Raw genomic sequence first — 17,800 nt, forward strand, 5'->3', positions numbered from 1 at the left:
TAACTTATTGGCCAGTGATCATGCGAATGAAAATTGCGCCAACACCAACTGTGATAACTCCACCCGCTAACAAATTAATATAAAGAAAAGCCATAAAGCCGAGAAGGGCTGCTAATTTTCCAAATGAGATTGCTTTTTCTCTGAGTTCGTTTTTTTGGTGGTTTTCTTGATTCATGGAATTCTCCGTAAGTGCTAGTTGATTCATTAACCGTATAGAATTTTAATTCCCCAGTCAAATTCAAAGGTGTCAGCTTATTTATTAAGCAGCGGAGGGGCCGAGTTCTTTAAAAACGGACACGTAGATTATAGAAGTGCGCTCTAAAACTTTAAAAAGTACCTCAAAATCTCGCCCTTCAATTGAGACAGTGGGAGAATTTTCGCTTTCAAAATTCCTTTGAGTAATTTTTGAAAAATCGAGTTTTGAAAATTTGATTTGTATCCCTAATCCACGACATTTTGAATAGGCCTCTTTTAAATTCCAAATTTTTAAGAATTCAGATTCTGGGTGTGCGGATTTTGTAATAAATTCGATTTCGTTGGGATGACAAACTTTTTTAATCATTCCATTAAGATTAGAAAACTCTCTTTGAACTTGCAGATCAAGGCCCACTTCTTTTTTTGAAATCACATAGCCCACGTAGTTTTCCGAATGGGAAAGATTGAATTGAATTCTTTTTCCAGGAATAAAAGGTTTGCCGTGAGGCCCAAGTTCAAAGTGAATTTCATCAGCATTTTTGCTCGTCACTTCAAAAAGTTTATTTTTTAAAATAAATCTTGAAAAAAGAAATTGGCGTTTTCTCAGTACATTTGAAAAACTTTTATAACGAAAAATTTCCTCGCGATTCAAAACAGGAAGATATCTCGCTTCAGTAAAGTTCTCAGGAATCTTTTCAATCTGAAAAATCACATTATTCATAACATCCAAAAGGTGAGCCGCACCTTTTCCAAAACTTTGCGTCAATTGACACAAATCTGAGGAAAAGGTGCGGCTCACCTTTTCCTTTTTATGGTTTTACTTGTAAGTCTTGAATAAGACTATCTTTTAATTATTTGCATAATACGAACGGTCGTGCTATTATTGTAAGTATATGGTAAGTCTTGCTATTATTAGACCATTGCGGGGACAAACTACTAAGAAGATCATCCTTGATGAAGCTATGAAGATTGCTTCGATTCATGGAATTCAGGGGGTCACTATTGGGGAGCTTGCCAAGAAAGTGGGGATGTCAAAGAGCGGATTGTTTGCTCATTTTGAGAATAAAGATAATTTGCAGCTAGAGATTTTAAGAATGGCATCAGAGCATTTTGTAGAGTCCGTAATGAAGCCTGCTTTCAGAGAAGAGAAAGGTCTTCCGCGTATTATGGCAATGTTTAACCACTGGTTAGTGTTCTTAAATGACCACTCGACTTTGCCGGGCGGAAGTATTTTTATATCGGCGTCGTTTGAGCTTGATGATCGTCCAGGGGTTTTAAAGGATTTTGTACAAAAATCTCAAAATGACCTTATCCTTAATATGGAAAAAGCGGTGCAGTTGGCGATCGATTGCAAACACTTGAAATCATCAACAAATAAAAATGATTTTGCTTGGAAATTATATTCCTACATTTTGGGATATCATCATTTCAAAAGAATGTTGAATCACCCTGAAGCAGAAGAGCTGATGAGAAACGCAGTGAAAGAATTGATAGATAAAAATAGAGTTTAGATTTTTAATTTTAGTAACAATAAACAACTTTAGATGTGGTGGGAAGCCATCACCAAAAGTGAGGATACATTATGGATTTATCAACAATACAAGGATTCTTCCTCGACGAGAATCTTTCATATTATATCGGTGGAGTGACCTTCTTGGCTCTCCTTTTGGGTTACAAAGGTGCGCCACTCTTCATGTGGGCAATTTTAGCAGTGGTATCATTGTTAGGATTTGGAGCGCCAACTGGATTAACGATTGCGGTGACAATAGTGTTAGCGGCTTTTGTGATTAAACCAGTAAGAGCGATTCTGGTTTCGAGCGTGGTTTTGAAAGTTCTGAATGCTCTTAAGTTCTTACCAAAAATTTCTCAAACAGAAAAAGTGGCACTTGATGCTGGTGTGGTTTGGGTGGAAGCAGATTTATTCTCAGGAAAACCTGATCTGAAAAAAGTTATGCAGGAACCATATCCAGAATTAACAAAAGAAGAAAAAGCTTTCATGGAAGGTCCTGTAGAAAAAGTTTGCGGAATGATCAATGATTGGGAGTTTTGGCAAACAAGAGAAATGTCTGCTGATGTTTGGAAGTATTTTAAAGACAATAAATTTCTAGGAATGATCATTCCAAAAGAATACGGTGGTTTAGGATTCACAGCTCTTGCTCACTCAGAGGTGATCATGAAGCTTGCTACAAGATCTGTTCCAGCTTGTGTCACTGTGATGGTTCCAAACTCTCTGGGTCCTGCAGAATTACTGATTCACTACGGAACAGATGAACAAAAGAAAAGACTGCTGCCGAGACTAGCGATAGGACAAGAAATTCCATGCTTTGGTTTAACAGAACCACAAGCAGGATCTGATGCTGGAGCAATTCAAGCTGAAGGTATCTTGTTCAGAGGTAATGACGGGAAATTATATGTACGTTTGAACTGGAATAAGCGTTGGATTACGCTGGCGGCAATTTCAACAATTATTGGTTTAGCATTCAGAGTAAAAGATCCGGAAAATTTATTAGGCAGAGGCGAAGACCTAGGTATCACTTGCGGTTTAATCCCTTCAAATACTCCAGGTGTTGTTATCGGTAAACGTCATGATCCATTAGGAACTCCGTTCTATAACTGTCCAACGCAAGGTAAAGATGTTGTTGTAGAGGTAGAAGCTTGTATCGTTGGTGGTGAAAAAGGAATCGGCGAAGGTTGGAAGATGTTGATGGAATGTCTTGCTGCTGGTCGTGGAGTATCGTTGCCAGCACAAAGCACGGGTGGAGCTAAGTACTACACACGTGTCGTTTCTAATCACGCAACAATTAGAAAGCAATTTGGGATTTCAATTGGTAAATTCGAAGGAATCGAGGAACCAATCGCAAGAATTGCAGGTGGGTCTTATATGCTTGAGGCGATGAGAATTTTCACTCTTGGTGCATTAGATAAAGGAATTAAACCTCCTGTGATCACAGCCATTGCAAAGTATCATGCAACTGAAATTCAAAGAAAAATGGTGAACGACGCCATGGATATATTGGGTGGAGCAGCGATATCAAGTGGTCCAAGAAACCTTGTAGCACACTCATATATTGCAACTCCAATTGGTATCACCGTTGAAGGTGCAAATATCATGACAAGAACTTTGATCATTTTTGGTCAAGGAGCTTTAAGAGCACATCCATGGGCATACAAAGAAGTCGATGCCGTTGAAAGAAACAATGTAAAAGATTTTGATATAGCCTTTTGGGGACACATCGGACACGTAGTGCAAAACGTATTTAGATCATTCTTGTTATCAGTGACAAGAGGTTGGTTATCCACTCCACAAGGTGGCGAGCTTGCTCGTTATTATAGAAAGTTAAATTGGACTTCGGCAACGTTTGCCATTATGGCGGACATTGCCATGGGTTCACTTGGTGGGACTTTAAAATCAAAAGAGAAAATCACAGGAAGATATGCGGATATTCTTTCTTACATGTACATGGCGACTGCTGTATTGAGACGCTATGAAGCTGAAGGAAGAAGAAGAGAAGATCTACCGTTTGTTCATTACTCTATGAAGTACCTCTTTACAGGTATTCAACAAGCGTTTGATGGAATTTTTGCAAATCTTAATGTTCCAATCATTGGATTCTTATTTAAGGGTCCAATCAGAGCTTGGGCAAACGTGAACTCATTGGGTGAGGATTTGTCAGATTCATTGTCTAAAAAAGTCACTTCACTTGTCCTTGCCGATACGGAGCAAAGAGATCGTATGACTCAAGGGATTTACATTCCTAAAGATCCTACGGAAGCTCTTGGCCGCCAAGAAAAGGCTTACAAGCTAGCTAAAAAAGCAGAAGAAGCTGAAAGAAAAATCAGAAAAGCTGTTAGAGCTAAGATCCTTCCTAAGAAAAAAGCAGGAAATCTTGTTGAGCTTGCCTATGAAAAAGGTGTAATAAATGATGAAGACAAGAAAGTATTGATTGAAAGTGTTGCTGCGGTTTGGGATGCAATTCAAGTGGATGACTTCACACAAGAAGAATACTTGAATAGATCTCCAAAGAAAGCAGAAAATTTTAAGTTGGTCTCTGGGAAATAATTCCTTAGAGACTCTTCAGAAAATCTGGCGGCGGAAAGATGATTTACATAATTTCAGGGACAAATAGGAAGGGCAGTAAAACTCTTGAGGTCGCAAAGATAGTTCAAAGAGAGTTTCGTCAATTAGGGCAGGAGACGCACATCATAGATTTGTGCGAACTCCCGCTTGATACGCTTCACGCCGTTAATTATGGAAAAAATGTTCCTCCAATTATTGGAGATGTAGTTGGTAAATTAAATAAAGCTGATGGCATTTTTCTTGTGACTCCCGAGTACAATGGGTCATTTCCAGGAATTCTAAAATATTTTATCGATTACTTTTCATATCCAGAGACATTTGAATATCGCCCGGTTGCTTTTGTGGGACTAGGTTGGAGATTTGGTGGATTGCGACCCGTGGAGCATTTGCAGCAGGTTTTCAACTACCGTAATGCCTTTGTATACCCTGAGAGAATTTTTATCACCAACGCTCCACAAGTCGTAGTGGACGGTGAGTTAAAAGATGAAAATTGTTTTAAGCTTTTGCAAAAACAAGCAAAGGGGTTTATGAAGTTCATACAAGCACTCAAATCCCAAGGTATCGACGCCAATTCTGTGAATAGCCAGAAGTAATTACCTTAGGGAGAAAAACGTAGGAGATTACTCATGAACAACATGCCTCAAGTCACAATCGGATACGCACTACTACTTATTGCTATGGGAATTGGTGGATACTTTTATTTTGATCAAGCTAGCAAAACAATTTTAATTCCTGCCTATTTCGGAGCAATAGTTTTGATTGTTGGTCTTATCGCTAGAAAAGAAAAATTCTTAAAGCACGCAATGCATGCAGCAGCGATGCTAGGTCTACTTGGAGTATTTGCTTCGGTGAGAGGTTTTTTACAGTTGCCAACCCTTGTGGGCGGCGGAGAAGTGTTAAGACCCAATGCCGTGATCATGCAATCTGGAATGTTTTTGTTGTCAGCGATTTTTGTCACACTTTGTGTGATGTCATTCATTAAAGTGAGAAAAGCTAGAAACAAAGTTTCTTAATTAACTCACTTTGAGTTTAACTTTTGGATTGATTTTCTGATATAGAGTCAAAAGGCGATCCGTTGAAAATTCATCAATTCTGTGATGCAGAATCTTGCTCATTTTAGATTTATCTATTCCTAGAGTTGCGGCAAGCTCAGTTTGATTGTAACCGTGTTCCCGTTCATATTTAATAAATTTCTGACATATATCCCATCGGAATTTTTCTAATGGCGTTGCATTGGGTTGTAGGGCCAATGAGCCTTTGGCTTTCTCTAATTGCTTTAGTATTTTATTAATTTCTTTTTTATTTGGAAATCCCATTCTATCTCCGGTAAGCGTTGATAATGCCGAGATAATTTTCGTTATCTTCTAGCATCCATATTAATTTATAAAATCGTTCTTTATATTTTATTTTATCATCCACAAAATATTTAAAATTTTTTGATACAGCAATGTGTCGATGCTCTTTTGTGCTAAGAGTTTTTGCAAGCTCAAGAATAATTTCATCATTTACACTATTAGTATGTTTTTGCTCATAATGAGGATCAATAAGAACCTTTGTAATGAGAATATCATTAATAATTAAAAAAAGCGGGTATTCTCGACGTTTCATACATCCTCTCAAATGTTGCCAAATATAGCAACATTTATTGTCACATAAGAATCTATGCAAATTAAAGAGCATGAGGAGGGCTAACGAGTTGAATTTGAATAAAAAGATGAACGTATTCCGGACAATAATCCGAAATGCCTACCTTTCATTACAAAAGTAGGCGGTCTTTGAATAGTGAGATTCCCTGAAATTTTGATCGCATTGCTTGAAGAAAAATTCATTCGGACGGTATTTGTCCTCTCGGTAGGTGCGAGGTTCTTGCGTCATAAACCCTTCTTCGATGTCGCCAACAGGATTGCTGTTATCCATAGTATCTAAGTCTCCAGAAGCGCAGGAGCCTAAAGTTAAGGATGACAGTAGTAAAAATAGCAGAATCAGAACGCTTTTCATCAGCATTCATATCGGACAAATGACCTTGTCTCTCGAGTTTTTTACGATTAAGATGAGATCATGTTTTTCCAAAGAACCATTAGAGAAAGAGTCACAGTAGAAGGCATCGGAATTCACACGGGCGAGAAAGCTGCTCTACACTTTTGTCCAGCTCCCGCGGACTTTGGAATTCATTTCGTAAGAACGGATCTTCCTGGAAGACCTTCGATTCCACTCGATATCAGAAGAGTTCAAGCAACCTTTATGGCAACAACGTTAGGAGGAGATCAATTCTACGTTTCGACGGTTGAGCACTGCTTATCTTCTCTTGCTGCTTTGAGAGTGGACAATCTGATCATCGAACTTGATGGACCAGAAATTCCTATCGTTGATGGAAGCGCAAAGCCATTTTTGGATGCATTCATTAAAGTGGGAGTTGTTGAACTTGAGCAGCCTAGAAAGTATTTTTACATCACACAACCGATTCATGTGGGTGATGAAAATAAATATGCCTATGTAGTGCCTTACAATGGGTTGAGAGTGACTTGCGTGATTGATTTCCCGCATCCCGCGATTGGTAGGCAAGAAGTGGATTTTGATATCAACGAACACGTTTTCAAAAAAGAAATCGCAGCGGCTAGAACTTTTGGATTTATGAAAGACGTAGAAGCGTTGAAAGCCAAAGGATTGATCAAGGGCGGAAGCTTAGATAATGCCGTCGTTCTTGATGACGAAAAGATTTTGAACCCAGGCGGATTGAGATTTAAAGATGAATTTGTGAGGCATAAAGTCTTAGATACCTTAGGTGATCTTGTGACTCTAGGAGCTCCTCTCATGGGTCACGTTGTACTCTATAAATCGGGTCACGATATGATGAATAAGTTCATTCAGAAGGTTTTAGAGAGTAAAGAGTCCACAAAGAGAATGGAGCTCGGGACACACATTGATGAATTTGAGATGACTTCTTTTGGTAACTTCATGCCAGCAAAACGTTTGTAGATCGGACAATAATCCGAAAACTGTCTTTTTTTAAATTTAAAACAAATATAATAAATTAAACTCTGGTCTGAAAAATGCAAAAGCGAAGATGCCTTCGCAAAACTTCGCTTTTGGATGAACCTCTTTGTTCCAAAAAACAAAGGAGGTCCGATATGAAATACAAACCAGTATTTCTTATTCGGAGTATTTTAGAAATTATTAAAGCTATTCTTTGGATAATTTTATTGGTTTCGAAGATCTTAAACGTTCTCTAATTCTCTATGGAATTAGCCTAGACTTATTAATTGGTAAGACCAAGGACAGGACTTTAAATCTGGAAATATAGAGTTCAGTCTAGAGAAGTTCTGCGAGGGCGCTTAAGTTATGATTTATAAGAAATGAAAATTATTTCTTGCAGATGGGGGAGGTGAGTTCAGTTGCGTTTCCGTAATCCTCTTCAATCCCTGCTTTTGTAGGATCATGCTTTATAAGCCGAATCGTGCATTTGGTCTTGTCTAAAATATTCAATTTAAAATTCTCATTCACTGTAGCATTAGCACAAGAAATAATGATGGATTTTTTTGTTTTCTCATCTAAGAAAACCAGTTCATTGATATGCTGATCCAGTTTAGGGAAGCTTGAAGAAATTGGAGGTAGTGAGTTTCTAAAAATCTCTGCCTTCTTCCCCTCAAAGCTCAGAGAAATTTCTGATGTATCGTCTGGAGATTTGGCAGCACTAATTTTTTCTACTCGGAGAAAGCGGGGTCCCTCTTGTGCAAAGGAATTTAAACTCAAAATCATTAAAAATAGCAAAATTAAAAACATTGTTTTCACTGAAATCCTCCAAATCCTAAAGTTCTTCCTACTTTCTAAAGGAATAAATCTTTTAGATCTGAAGTCGCAAGGCATACTTAATTTGTGGTTAAATCTATTTATTTTTTTTGAAAAATTAATAGATTAGTTTGTAAGTATTCTGATATTTCCCCACTCTTCGGTTCGAATTGAAGGAACTCTGTGTGCCTTAAGGCGTCTTAAGACTTCTTTGTGAGGATGACCATAAGCTTTTTTACGTGCGCTGATTATAGCCTGATTTATTTTTGTATTTTTGAGAAAGAATTCAGAGGTGCTAGTGTTGCTTCCATGGTGGCTGACAGAGAGCCACTTTATTCTTCTGTTTCTTAGAAGAGGTGACCAAATTTTTTCTATTTTTTTCGTAGAGTCTCCGGGAGACAAGAGTTTGTTTTTATAAATAAAAATCTGACTGAGATCATTATCCAGCTTGCTTTTAGGATAATTGAATTTTAATTTTTCAACAAAAGAATATGCTTTTTCACACAAGGGAATCTTTAAAGTGGCCAGTTTATAGGATTTCGCGACTCCTTGTGGTCTCACAGCAATACAAACTCTCTGGAAATTCTTTAACTTACTCGTCAATCCGATATGATCCCAGTCCCAGTGACTATAGTAAATAATATTTTGCTTCTTGGAACAACTTTCAGAAATGTTTTTGGGATTAAAGAACTCACCGCCGACATCAAAGTGATAACAATTTTTAGAATCAATTGCCGTGATCCATTGTCCTTGGCCAATATTCCAAAACACTATTTGATTTTGTAGATTCAAAGACATTTTTATTGGAAAAAGGATCAGTAACAAACTAAGGAAGACCATGGAACGCCTTCTTTTCTTGGTAAATGCCGTAGATATTTAAAGCTACTGCCATCATCCACATGTAAGAAATCAAAATTTGAAATTTATCTAAACTCTCTAGCTCTGGTCCAACTGCAGAACAGAGAAATAAAAACCCTTTCCATAGTGGATCCACCAGCAAGTAAAAATAAGGAATGATGTATGACAAAAAACTTAAAGGAAAAAATAGAAAACCAATGAGCGGAGCCAAAACCATATTGGTAATAAAGCTCAGAGGGTTCGGCGCAGAGAGTGGGAGTAGAAAGGGTAGAATCAAAAAATAAATCCAAATATTTTTTGCAATGAGATTTTGCTTTCCGGTCAGACTTAATGTTACGGAGGCCACATAGCTTAAGAGTAAAGAATATGATTTTTTCCATGGGTCAAAGAGGGCTAAGGAAATCAATACTGAGATAAAAATTACTTCGTTTTGATTCCAAAATAACTTTTTCTTTTTCTGGTAAGTGTCGATGCCTATACTCAAAAGCGCTCTTACCACTGGCGGCTCTGCTCCTGTTGCTAGGGCATAAGTGGCCAAAAGAGGTAGAGTAATAAACCTAAGTTGACTTAAGCGAGGTGAAGAAAAAAATTTTTCTACCAATAGACTTAAAAAAATTAAGTGAGAACCGGAAACGATAATCACGTGATAAATCCCCAAATTTTTTAAGTTCTGGGAAAACTCAGAGGATTGAAGTTTTTTTCCACAGACAATGGCTGCATAAATTTCTTTGTAGAAACTATCTGGCGTAAACTTTAAGCATTGAGACTGGAGAGAGCTTGCAATATCCGAAATGCGTACAAAAAGGTCAAATTCGGAAATTCCAATAATCAAACTCAATATAATAGCTATGAACCACATGAATCTTATATAATGCAAATTCGGATCAACAAGAGCTCTATTGTTACGCAAAGTTCCAAGCAGATGTTCTTTCGATCGAATTTAAGAAACAGTTTTATTATGTTAGGGTTTTGTCAAATACACACAAAAACATAGTTATATCATGTAATTATCTATGTTTATTTTTTAAGCAAAGTGCTGAAACCCCTGCAAAACAGTAGGTCTAAGGTCTGGGTTTTGTAATGATCCACATTTTTTGTGGAAAAGTCCCTGAAGAATTCCTTAGTAATCAGTGTGATGCATTAAAACCATAAATAGTATTTAGAGTCAGAAATGTTTGCTTATTTGTGATGGTTTTTTGCAACACTGGACTAATAGCTTGAAGGATACAAATTGTCCTCAAAATTTAGGTCTTTAGCATGCTAAAATTTGTAGTGAACTAAAATCCAAATCCTAAGGAAGGGATAAGGCTTTATGAAATATATTATTACGTTTGTATTTGCTGTATTCAGTATACTCACTATTGTAGGTTGCGCTCATACCCCAACAAACAAAGGCAGCGCAAAGCAAGCCAATGCGAAAAAACACGCGAAAAAACCAAGTGCTGTGAAAAAAGAGGCAGACGTCATTTCGGTACAAAAGAGCGAAGAAGATGGCGAAGGTTACACAAAAAAACTCATCGAAAAACTAGAAAAAGAAAAATCAGAGCTTGAAGTCCAAAATTCGATGCTTATGCAGGCGTTGAGCGAGAGAAAAAAAGCAATCCACAAACTTCCCAAAGGTGAAGTGGTACAGCAATTTCCAGAGTTTGAGGAATTGATCTTTGATCAGGCTAAAACTGCATACAGAGAGAAAGACGAAGAAAGGCTCCAAGAGGCGATTCGTATTATGAGAGCCAATCAACCTCATTCTCAGACCATTGAGAGTATGTTCTTCTGGCTAGCACAGCTTCAAGAGAACAAAAACTTAAATAGCCAGGCACTTGTGACATACGACGAGTTTATAAAGATTTTTCCAAACAGTGAATACGCTCCACAAGCTCTGTTTCTCAAGGGGAAACTCTATGAAAAACTAAACTTAAAACCTCAAGCCCTAAAAATCTACTCAGACATCCGAAAAAACTATCCCCACTCGAGAGAGAAGCATTTTGCGGAAGCAAAGCTTGAGATCAGAGCGGAAGCAAAGCTTGAAAATAAGTTACGACCACAAACGAAAAGGAAATAACTGTGAAGCGCATCTTAGTGAATACATCGTGGGTAATTTTGTTACTTTTTATGGCTCCAGTTTCAGCTCAAGACGAACTTTCGAGCGAGATAGATAAGCTTGAGAGTGGCCAATTGGAAAGTGAATCTCCTGTTGCCGAAGATCCTTCTCAATCGGCAGAAGATATCGAAAGTGAACTCAACGAAGAATTTGGTATTTCAAATCAGAAAAAAGCAGTTGAAGCTGCACCAGAGCCTGTGGAGGCTCCTGAGGAATTGCCGAATGAGATTGCAGGTCCCCAAGACGAAGTTTCTCCTATCGTGGAAGAAACAAAGAGTCCTGAGGAGCTGAATGAAGAATTAACATTGGAAGAAACTGTTCCAATGGATACCGAAAAGAAAGCTCAAGATTTCAAACCTATCAATCCTCCTCCAGCAAAAAACTTAGAGGAAACTCCAGTAGTAGAAGAAGAAAAACTTGCGCCCTATATAGAGCCAACACAATCTGAACCCACTTATTCAGAAAGTGTTCCGAATGATTTCGAAGAAAGAATGCACCGTATTTACAGTCAGTTTTACACAGAGGCGACATCGGATTCAGCATGGACACAAATCGCTGGCGAAAAAATTAAAGAAACATACACAGTACAGCCTGGAGATACACTTTGGGATATCAGTGTGACGTTCTTTGGTAATGGACATTATTGGCCGAAGGTTTGGCAGATGAATGAGAGTATTACCAATCCGCATTTGGTTTCTACGGGATATGTTTTAAAGTTTGTTCCAGGGCAAATCGATACAGCTCCACAGTTGAGAATTACAGAGAATGGCGAGACCCAGCTTGTTCCAGGCACGACAGAACTTTCTACAAAGATTGAAGATCCTTCAATTGCTGCGGGTAGAGGGGAACCAACACCGATTATTCCTCCGCCAGAAAGAAAATATGCTCCTGTTCTTACAACACTTCCACCAAGTTTACCCTACATCATGGGACCAAAATCAGAAGGTTTTGATAAAGATGGTTTTGATATTCAAAATAAACGACCTGCTATTCAGCCAGCAAAAGTTTATTTGACTTCGTATCTTTCAGAAGAAAAACCAATCCACGTTGGTAAAATTATAGAAATGAATGAAGAAGACGACGAAACGGCAACTCTTTATGAAACTGTATTTATCCAAATGACAAATGGTGCGCAGATTGGTGAAAAATTATCAGTTCATAGCCTAGGCCCTCGCATTAAAGACACAGCTGGCAGAGGAATGGGATATGCAGTGATTCAAGAGGGCGAAGTTCAGATTCAAGAGCTTGTGAATCAAAAAGAGGACGTTTACAAAGCGCTTGTTATTCGCAGTATAGGCAATGCAAAAATAGGAAGCTTTGTTGCGAGAAGTCCTTTGGCGGTTGGAAATATCAATGCAGAAAAACCATCACCAACGATCAATGCAGAGGTTGTAGGAAGCACATTTGATGGAGAAAGAAAGATATTAGGATTTCAAGATCTTGTTTATTTAAATAAAGGTTCAAATGAAGGACTTAAAGAAGGACAGGTCTTTACAGTTCTAAAAAGTGTTAGAGATAGAAAAAAAACCAGCCTGGTTGAAGATTTAAAAGAACAGATAGCAAGAATCAAAGTCATTAAAACAACAAGCGAAAGGGCCACTGCAATTGTCCTAAACTCTTCTCAGTTTGTCAGACCCGGAGATTTTATAGGCTCTCAGGCAAAGCTCCCAAAGCCTGAAGAGCTAAAGACTATGGAGGACCAAGATTCTGTTGGTGAAGAGGCTATTCCGGACGAAGATACAGATTCCGAACAAGAATCGGAGTCAGATGAACTAGAATTGGAATAGGGTTTTCACGATATTTGCAGCTCTGTCACCATAGAGGTGGCAAAATCATGAAACCAGTTGAATTTTTATCTATCCTGAGCACACAAGTCTCAGGAGTTAACTTAAAAAGTTTCCAAAAATTACATAGCTTAATCGATATTTATGATCTTAAAAAAGATCCCCGAATGATCTTTGGTGACCAGCTGCCGGAGAAGTTGTCCGAAAACTGGTTCGATAAGGTTTTGCATGAGTATGATTTATTTCAAAAAAATAATATTCATCATATTTATCCCGATCATCCACTTTATCCAAAGGATTTTAAGACTTTAGAAAAACCACCTTTATTTCTTTCGATGCTAGGGGATATCTCATGTCTCAATCGAGATAAAATTTCAGTGGTGGGGAGTCGCTATCCAACGTCTGCCGTTTTGGAGTGGATGGATGTGTATTTAGATCCTATCGTAAAAGATGATATTGTTATTGTAAGTGGGGCCGCGAGAGGTATTGATCAAAAAGCTCATTCGATTTCACTTAAGAGCAGCAAGCCGACGATTGCCTTTTTGCCATCGGGGTTAGGCGAAATTTATCCAAAAGAATTTGCAAGATGGAAAGACAGAATTACAGATTGCGGAGGATTGCTTATAAGTGAATACGCTCACGATCAGTCTATTCACAGCCATCACTTTCATGAGCGAAATAGAATGATCGCAAAGCTTGGATTATTTTTACTGGTTTGTGAGGCCAGAAGAAAGAGTGGGTCCACTATGACAGCAAGGCTTGCAATTGAAAACTCTAAGACTGTCTGCGTGTTACCAGGATTCCCTACAAGTAAAAACAGTCAAGGTTGTTTGGATTTACTATTTCAGGGAGCATTACCTATAAGAGACAGTGATGATCTGAAAGTCTTAATCGAAGCAGAGAAAATGTCGACACAGAGAAATTTGCAGAGAAATTTATTTATCCCAGATTTGTTTCAGGGCATAGAGCGCAGTTATAAAGAATAAAACATTTGGAAGCCAAAGTGCAATTGCGGGATGAATTGTTCCATTTCTAGCAATGGTTTCCATGGAGACATATAAAATCCAATAAGTTACAATCAAGCCAATGGAAACTACAAATCCACCAGACTTTGCCATACGGCGATTCACCACAGTACCTAGTCCTACGCCGATAAGGGAAAAGATAATACAAGCGAAGGGGAGGGCCCATCTTTTGTGATATTCTGTATCTAGCTTTAGATAGCGATCTGACGTGATGTCTTTTTTGGCAAGTTCTCTGTGAATTTCGGTGATGGTCATGGCTTTTGGAGAATCTTCTTTTTCATTTTTATCTAATTCCGGAGTGAGGGAGATATCATAGTTTTCAAATTGAATTTTTGTATAAACACCTTCGCCAGTTCTATGAATGCTCCCCTTAAAGAGTCTTAAAACTGTGGAAGCTAAAGAGAAATCCTTTGGTGATAAAATTTGTCCTTCTTGGGCAATAATGGTTACAGGAACAGACTGAGATCTTTCATCGTAGATAAAAACATCTTTTAGAATTCCTTTTTTCTCATTCACACTATTGGCGTAAACAACAAGATCAAAAAATCCCTCGGCAAAAGTTCCTTCACGAATATTTGAAATCACTTGGCTAGATCCTAATACGTTCAAAAGGGAATAAGATTGTTTTGCTCCCCAGGGCCCAATAAAAAAATAGGTTTGGGCTGAAACGACACACATAACAACGCCAATAACGATAGCGGGAATCGTCAAATATTTTTGGGAAACGCCTAGAGATTTAAAGGCAATAATTTCAGAGTCTGTACTGAGTCTTCCGTAGGTCATAAGCACAGAGAAGAGAACACTCATTGGTAAAATGGCAGGTAAAAAACTGATCGATAAATAAATCACGAGTCTCATGATCACTTCGATGGTTACACCATGAGCGAGAACAAATTCAGTGAGTTTTAAGACTTGGAACATAAGAAGAATAGAAATGAAAACAATAATCCCAGTCAGAAGACTTGGGAGCATTTCTTTGATCATGTAAGTAACAGGTCTCATGTAGTTTCTAATCATGTTGTTTTTCTATCGTACTGCACTGTGGGAATGTATGCACGGCCCTCTTTAAAAGTATGCTATCGCATAACGCATAACAATAACAAATGATTTGGAGGGGCGTCTGGCTCATACTAATGAGTATATGAAAAGAATATTACTTATCAGCGAAGATTTTAACGAGATGACATTTCTTGAAACTTTGCTAAAAAAGTTAGGTTTCGATACTCTAGGTATTCAAAATCCATCGGTCGCACAAGAAAAGGCGATGACGATGAATCCAGAAATGTTAATTTTATCTGATTTCATTAAAGGACAATCTACTCATCAACTCCTAGAGGCGATGGTTGGTTATCGTCCCAACATGTTTGTTATTCTAATGAAGAGCGATGTGGGATCAAAAACTGAACACGTAGGTGAGTTTGTAAACAAGACCATAAAATCTCCAGTAGATCCTGTAGACTTCATTCAAAGTGTTGCAGAAGTTGCAAAGTTAAATGTCGACCTCCTGCTTGAGAAATTTTATAAACTGGGATTATTCAAAGGTATTCAAGGAACAGAAGCTTTCAAGGTGAGTGGTAAAGTCAAAAATACTCCTGACACCCAGTACATAAAAAATCTCAAAGGAATGGCTCACGAAAAAGGTGCCGCAGAAAGAAAGAAAAGATATGCAGCTCAAGTGAGCTCTCTTGGTGAACCTAAGGCCACAAATGTAGATCATAAAGTTGCACTGAAAGAAGCTCAAGAATTCCGTTCGCGCTTGCAAGACCCTGAAATAATAAAAATAGACGAACAAAGACAAAATTTCGTTCGCGCACTATTTAAAAAATAAGTTCAGTCGTCTTCTTAATTATTTCTTTTTCTTGCTGAATAGCATTCCGACTACGTCTTTTAAATCGGCATTCATGAAGTCCACGGGTTTTGAAGACTTTTTTTGCAGAGTGATAATGTGCAATTCTCTTTGGGCTTCTATAAAGCTCGGTGTGAGGGAAAGAGCGTGTTTTACCGTTTTTTCAGCACTGTCCAAATCGCCAATTTGTCTTAAGTAAAGACCTTTTACAAAGTAGTAAGTAGAGTTGTGGCGATCTTCTGGAGGAATACGATTAAGATCTGCTTCCAGGCCTTTAAAGTAGGTTTCAATGTTGGAAGTTGGGGCCACTAATAATTTTGACCACAAGAAATGCAGCTTTAAATCCGAAGTAGGAGGTCTTAGGCTCATTGCTTTTTCAAACAACTGAAGAGCCTTTGCCGCCTGGTTGGCTTTTAAGAATGAGCGGCCCTCTTCGAATAATGATTCTGATTCTAAGATTTTTTCGGCAAAACCTTTTTCAAGTTCTTTCAAGTAAGTGGCGCGCCGGTTGTCGTCACTTAGAATTTCATTGGCTTTAGAGATTTTCGAGAAGATATACGAAGTGAGTTCCTTTGTTTCTTTTGGAGCGTCAGCAGAGACTTTGTCTGGATGGAATAACTTTGAAAGTTCATAGTAAGATCTCTTGATCTCTTTAGATTTTGCCTTATCGCTTAACCCCAAGATTTCAAAATGATTTTGATGATCCATTTCACGTCTCAACTTTACTAAACGATCGAGGTGAGACTTATGATCTTGGGGTTTACCTTGTTTATCAAAATAAATAAATTCTTGAGTAATGAGCAAGTGAACAGCCGAATACACATCATCTTCTGAGTATTTTCTCTGGTCTACGATCTGTTGAATTGTCACACCTTGGATAAGTTCTTGCGCAAACTTGGGCATTCTATTCAGTGGCGGCAGGGTATGCATGGGAGAGATATCCGCGTAGAGTGATCCTCTCATAATTTTCTTATCAATAAAAGACAGATAGAAAGTTTTTAACCAAGAAAGTGAAATTTTAGAATTCACCCAGTCACTCACGAATCTTTGGAGAACAGGCAGATCCATAGGAAGTTCTTCTTGGCCGACCGCTTGCTCGAAAATCTCCATATCATAAGAGGTATTCTTAATCAGGTAACCTAAGCGAATACCCAATTGTTCTACGTTGACGAGGTCAATCACATGGGGACTCACAAGGTTTGAGTCCACTAATCTTTCACCGATTCTTTTGGTATTTTTTTGTTGGAGCACAAGTTCAAGTTCTTCAAGGCTCACATAGTTTTTATCAACCAATAAAGCTCCGAAGAATGATTTAGGGTCATCCACTTCGGCCTTGATCACGTGGCCTGCGCGTAGAGTAACTTGTGCATCTTTGGTGTCAGGGTTCTTGAATTTTAGGATCCCTGAAAATTGTGTACGAGATAAATAACTTAAAATTCTTGGAACTTCATAAGAATGAACACTTTGTGAAGTCTTAAGAGCATTTATTCTTTGAGCAGAAGTCAATTGAGGTGTGCAAAGTGCCTCGATGAAAGGCTCATGTGCCTCTGTCAATTGATCGGCAAACCTATCTTTAATTGCAGATACAATATGAGCTGGGATCACTGGTTTTTTTAAAAAATGTTGAGACTTGGTTTGAAGCAATACATCTTTTACTGAAGACTTTTCTAAAATTAAGCTCACAAAAATAAATAGACATTCGTGATTCGAAGCCGTTTGAATGGATGTCACTAAGTTAGCGAGAGAAGTTTTTTGAGTTAAGCATTCGATAATGAAAACGTCGTACTTTCTCATCTTCAAGTTGGAAAGTATTTGTTCGTGATCTGCGAACGCAGAAACGGTATAGCCTTCTTTTTCAAGAAGTTCTTTTGTCGCGCCTCTAAAAGTGGCATCGATATCAAGCACGGCTATATTTATATCTCTTTTTTCCATTATTTTTTTAACCTTCGCCTACGATAACTATCGGTAATATTTGGGATAATTTTTAAAGAAATCGAAGATTTAATTGTCTAGATTATAGCGCTTTTGGGGTTGACGGCAGCGGGGTTGAATCTCATATTGAGAAGGTGCACAACCAATGTGTGCTTAGATTATATAAGCCTGAGTAATAACAGGTGTATGCTTAAG

At 38.1% G+C, this 17,800-nt stretch carries 18 protein-coding genes; 9 read left to right on the forward strand and 9 right to left on the reverse strand.

All coding sequences use genetic code 11. The features are described 5' to 3' along the window. Positions 1-4: 4 nt before the first annotated feature. Positions 5-205 carry a hypothetical protein gene (locus V4596_00120; protein MES2767520.1) on the reverse strand — a complete coding sequence of 67 codons (201 nt, stop codon included), beginning with the start codon at positions 203-205 and terminating at the stop codon, positions 5-7. A gap of 54 nt (positions 206-259) precedes the next feature. Beyond that, entirely contained in the window at positions 260-994 is a 735-nt protein-coding gene (locus tag V4596_00125) for a 4'-phosphopantetheinyl transferase superfamily protein (GenBank protein MES2767521.1), read from the reverse strand. Positions 995-1,088: 94 nt separating this feature from the next. Between V4596_00125 and V4596_00130 the strand changes: the two genes are divergently transcribed. The 4 genes from V4596_00130 (at position 1,089) to V4596_00145 (ending at position 5,286) form a co-directional block, all read left to right on the forward strand. After that, positions 1,089-1,706, forward strand: a complete 618-nt coding sequence (locus V4596_00130; GenBank protein ID MES2767522.1) for a TetR/AcrR family transcriptional regulator — start codon at positions 1,089-1,091, stop codon at positions 1,704-1,706. Between the two features lie 71 nt (positions 1,707-1,777). After that, the gene (locus V4596_00135) at positions 1,778-4,255 is read left to right on the forward strand and encodes an acyl-CoA dehydrogenase (GenBank protein ID MES2767523.1); all 2,478 of its coding nucleotides are present in this window, start codon (positions 1,778-1,780) and stop codon (positions 4,253-4,255) included. 38 nt (positions 4,256-4,293) lie between these two features. Next, positions 4,294-4,866 carry an NAD(P)H-dependent oxidoreductase gene (locus tag V4596_00140; protein ID MES2767524.1) on the forward strand — a complete coding sequence of 191 codons (573 nt, stop codon included), beginning with the start codon at positions 4,294-4,296 and terminating at the stop codon, positions 4,864-4,866. Positions 4,867-4,899: 33 nt separating this feature from the next. After that, the gene (locus V4596_00145; protein ID MES2767525.1) at positions 4,900-5,286 is read left to right on the forward strand and encodes a hypothetical protein; all 387 of its coding nucleotides are present in this window, start codon (positions 4,900-4,902) and stop codon (positions 5,284-5,286) included. On the opposite strand, the gene V4596_00150 is transcribed toward V4596_00145, so the two are convergent. Both V4596_00150 and V4596_00155 read right to left on the reverse strand, forming a co-directional pair. After that, positions 5,287-5,589: an XRE family transcriptional regulator gene (locus V4596_00150; GenBank protein ID MES2767526.1), complete on the reverse strand. Its 303-nt coding sequence runs from the start codon at positions 5,587-5,589 to the stop codon at positions 5,287-5,289. 1 nt (position 5,590) lies between these two features. Further along, positions 5,591-5,881: a hypothetical protein gene (locus V4596_00155; protein MES2767527.1), complete on the reverse strand. Its 291-nt coding sequence runs from the start codon at positions 5,879-5,881 to the stop codon at positions 5,591-5,593. A gap of 450 nt (positions 5,882-6,331) precedes the next feature. Here V4596_00155 and lpxC point away from each other — a divergent pair, with 450 nt between their 5' ends. Then, on the forward strand, positions 6,332-7,249 hold the full coding sequence (lpxC, locus tag V4596_00160) for a UDP-3-O-acyl-N-acetylglucosamine deacetylase (protein ID MES2767528.1): 918 nt from the start codon (positions 6,332-6,334) through the stop codon (positions 7,247-7,249). A gap of 384 nt (positions 7,250-7,633) precedes the next feature. Here lpxC and V4596_00165 read toward each other — a convergent pair whose 3' ends face one another. From V4596_00165 to V4596_00175, 3 genes are all read right to left on the reverse strand, one after another. Then, the gene (locus V4596_00165; GenBank protein MES2767529.1) at positions 7,634-8,062 is read right to left on the reverse strand and encodes a hypothetical protein; all 429 of its coding nucleotides are present in this window, start codon (positions 8,060-8,062) and stop codon (positions 7,634-7,636) included. Positions 8,063-8,185: 123 nt separating this feature from the next. Then, a complete protein-coding gene (locus V4596_00170) occupies positions 8,186-8,857 on the reverse strand; it encodes a hydrolase (protein ID MES2767530.1) in 672 nt (223 codons plus the stop codon). Positions 8,858-8,885: 28 nt separating this feature from the next. Then, positions 8,886-9,776, reverse strand: coding sequence for a ComEC/Rec2 family competence protein (locus V4596_00175; GenBank protein ID MES2767531.1), 891 nt, complete (start codon positions 9,774-9,776; stop codon positions 8,886-8,888). Between the two features lie 453 nt (positions 9,777-10,229). On the opposite strand from V4596_00175, the gene V4596_00180 reads away from it, so the two are divergent. From V4596_00180 to V4596_00190, 3 genes are read left to right on the forward strand one after another with little or no spacing between them, the layout of a single operon-like run. After that, positions 10,230-10,979 (forward strand): tetratricopeptide repeat protein, encoded by a 750-nt coding sequence (locus tag V4596_00180; GenBank protein MES2767532.1) that lies wholly within the window; start codon positions 10,230-10,232, stop codon positions 10,977-10,979. Positions 10,980-10,981: 2 nt separating this feature from the next. Further along, positions 10,982-12,805, forward strand: a complete 1,824-nt coding sequence (locus V4596_00185; GenBank protein ID MES2767533.1) for a LysM peptidoglycan-binding domain-containing protein — start codon at positions 10,982-10,984, stop codon at positions 12,803-12,805. Between the two features lie 47 nt (positions 12,806-12,852). Then, entirely contained in the window at positions 12,853-13,788 is a 936-nt protein-coding gene (locus V4596_00190) for a DNA-processing protein DprA (protein MES2767534.1), read from the forward strand. Here V4596_00190 and lptF read toward each other — a convergent pair. After that, positions 13,738-14,844 carry an LPS export ABC transporter permease LptF gene (gene lptF, locus V4596_00195; GenBank protein MES2767535.1) on the reverse strand — a complete coding sequence of 369 codons (1,107 nt, stop codon included), beginning with the start codon at positions 14,842-14,844 and terminating at the stop codon, positions 13,738-13,740. The two genes, V4596_00190 and lptF, sit on opposite strands and share 51 nt — an antisense overlap. 124 nt (positions 14,845-14,968) lie before the next feature. On the opposite strand from lptF, the gene V4596_00200 reads away from it, so the two are divergent. Next, entirely contained in the window at positions 14,969-15,655 is a 687-nt protein-coding gene (locus tag V4596_00200; GenBank protein ID MES2767536.1) for a hypothetical protein, read from the forward strand. 18 nt (positions 15,656-15,673) lie between these two features. On the opposite strand, the gene V4596_00205 is transcribed toward V4596_00200, so the two are convergent. Beyond that, positions 15,674-17,605: a DnaJ domain-containing protein gene (locus V4596_00205; protein ID MES2767537.1), complete on the reverse strand. Its 1,932-nt coding sequence runs from the start codon at positions 17,603-17,605 to the stop codon at positions 15,674-15,676. Positions 17,606-17,800 lie beyond the last annotated feature (195 nt).

This window comes from Bdellovibrionota bacterium, from assembly GCA_040386775.1.
Lineage (GTDB): Bacteria > Bdellovibrionota > Bdellovibrionia > Bdellovibrionales > JAEYZS01 > JAEYZS01.

Coding starts and splice junctions, on each gene's coding strand:
- V4596_00120 (MES2767520.1), bottom strand. CDS start 205: ATGAATCAACTAGCACTTACGGAGAATTCCATGAATCAAGAAAACCAC.
- V4596_00130 (MES2767522.1), top strand. CDS start 1,089: ATGGTAAGTCTTGCTATTATTAGACCATTGCGGGGACAAACTACTAAG.
- V4596_00135 (MES2767523.1), top strand. CDS start 1,778: ATGGATTTATCAACAATACAAGGATTCTTCCTCGACGAGAATCTTTCA.
- V4596_00140 (MES2767524.1), top strand. CDS start 4,294: ATGATTTACATAATTTCAGGGACAAATAGGAAGGGCAGTAAAACTCTT.
- V4596_00145 (MES2767525.1), top strand. CDS start 4,900: ATGAACAACATGCCTCAAGTCACAATCGGATACGCACTACTACTTATT.
- V4596_00150 (MES2767526.1), bottom strand. CDS start 5,589: ATGGGATTTCCAAATAAAAAAGAAATTAATAAAATACTAAAGCAATTA.
- V4596_00155 (MES2767527.1), bottom strand. CDS start 5,881: ATGAAACGTCGAGAATACCCGCTTTTTTTAATTATTAATGATATTCTC.
- lpxC (MES2767528.1), top strand. CDS start 6,332: ATGTTTTTCCAAAGAACCATTAGAGAAAGAGTCACAGTAGAAGGCATC.
- V4596_00170 (MES2767530.1), bottom strand. CDS start 8,857: ATGTCTTTGAATCTACAAAATCAAATAGTGTTTTGGAATATTGGCCAA.
- V4596_00175 (MES2767531.1), bottom strand. CDS start 9,776: ATGTGGTTCATAGCTATTATATTGAGTTTGATTATTGGAATTTCCGAA.
- V4596_00180 (MES2767532.1), top strand. CDS start 10,230: ATGAAATATATTATTACGTTTGTATTTGCTGTATTCAGTATACTCACT.
- V4596_00190 (MES2767534.1), top strand. CDS start 12,853: ATGAAACCAGTTGAATTTTTATCTATCCTGAGCACACAAGTCTCAGGA.
- lptF (MES2767535.1), bottom strand. CDS start 14,844: ATGATTAGAAACTACATGAGACCTGTTACTTACATGATCAAAGAAATG.
- V4596_00200 (MES2767536.1), top strand. CDS start 14,969: ATGAAAAGAATATTACTTATCAGCGAAGATTTTAACGAGATGACATTT.
- V4596_00205 (MES2767537.1), bottom strand. CDS start 17,605: ATGGAAAAAAGAGATATAAATATAGCCGTGCTTGATATCGATGCCACT.